We start from the raw sequence: 1,476 nt of genomic DNA, 5'->3' as shown, positions 1-1,476 counted from the left end.
GAAACATTAGAAGATTGGCTCATGGTGTATTTGGCGGCGGAGGCGGTAAAATAGAGGGCGGTGGACCTGTTCGGGCCCGATTCGAATTGAGGTGATACTCACGGACATCAATCCTGAGGTGGAGAATCGCTGTGGGCAGCACCTAGAATTCTGGAACACCGTCGAGAAGAGACTACTAGATGAAGGCGAGGTAGATCAGGCAAACTCTCCCCTTGTTGTCAGCTGCCTTCGCTTGGAAACGTTGGCTGTGTACAACCCGGAAGAGGATGAATTCGAGGCACAGACTTATTATTCGCGCAGCCCGAGCGCTGAACCCGGGGAGCTGGACAAGGTCTACAAGGACGTAAAGCGTATGTTCGGGTTCCTGTATTTAAGAGCTATTCGTACGGGCTCGCGCGCCTTGAGTCTCGAACGTGGCTCCCTACTCGACGTCATCCTACGGTTGCGTGGCTCCCGAGCTGGGCTTTGGGAGAAGGCTATCGAACGCCTCCGCGACCTCGATATAGAGAAGGATGCGACTCACCTAGATCCAGTTCTCAAATCGATTGAGGCTCGTCTTGGCAAATACATCGCATCCGATGTGGATGGCAGAACGACCAAGTTACATGTCTCCCAACTCACGCGCGAACATCTCAGAAAAACCATGGCGTTCTTTCTTTCAATGTCGAAAGATCAAACGCCCGTCCCATTTCAACAAGTCGGAACGGGCACGCTAAATGTGCTGGTTCTTGCACTGCTGTCATTCATAGCGGAACTGAAACCCGCATCCGTTATTTTCGCGATGGAGGAACCAGAGATCGCGGTTCCGCCGCATACGCAACGGCGCATTGCAGAATACCTCCTGCACAGCACCACGCAAGCGTTCGTGACTTCGCATTCGCCATTTGTGATTGAGCGATTCGAGCCGGAGCAAACCCTGTTGCTATCGCGTGGCGGAGATTCCAGCGTAACAGCCAAGAAGGTGTCGGAAGCTGGCGGACTCAAAGGTAACGACTTCAAGCGGTATGCACGGCGCGGATTAACCGAGTGCATGCTAGGCAAGGGTGCTATTGTTGTCGAAGGGCTCACTGAGTTTCATGCTCTTCCAGCCGCAGCTCGAATGATGGAAGAAAATGACGTGACATTGCAACCACTTGACATCGGAGGAATTGCTTTCTTTGATGCGGAGACTGAGAGCAACATGCCGAAGTTCGGCACTTTCTTTAAGGCCCTCGGGCTCAAGACATTTTCATTCTACGACTTCCTCGTCCGGACCCCAGAGAAGAAAAAGCTGTTTACAGATGCCTTCGACGTAGACTGTGAACATCCCCACGCCGGCTTTGAAGCTCTAGTCGTAAATGAGATGTCAGCGGATAGCCTATGGTTCTTCCTCGACGACTTGCGAGTCTCAGGTGACAACTACGGGCCGGACAGGACCGCGATCGCGTTTCGCCGCGGCCGCGTCGTGTACCGCCTTGAGACGCACGAAAAGATGGG

Annotated in this window: 1 protein-coding gene; it reads left to right on the top strand. The window is 53.4% G+C overall.

Going from position 1 to position 1,476, the window contains the following annotated elements:
* Positions 1 to 91 precede the first annotated feature (91 nt).
* On the top strand, positions 92 to 1,476 hold a 1,385-nt coding region (locus tag ACP7BV_RS26930; RefSeq protein ID WP_426107965.1), incomplete at its 3' end, for an ATP-dependent nuclease.

It is taken from the genome of Massilia sp. TSP1-1-2, from assembly GCF_049896185.1.
In the GTDB taxonomy this organism is placed as follows: Bacteria; Pseudomonadota; Gammaproteobacteria; order Burkholderiales; family Burkholderiaceae_D; genus Telluria_A.
This window is presented reverse-complemented; position numbering and strand designations above follow the sequence as displayed.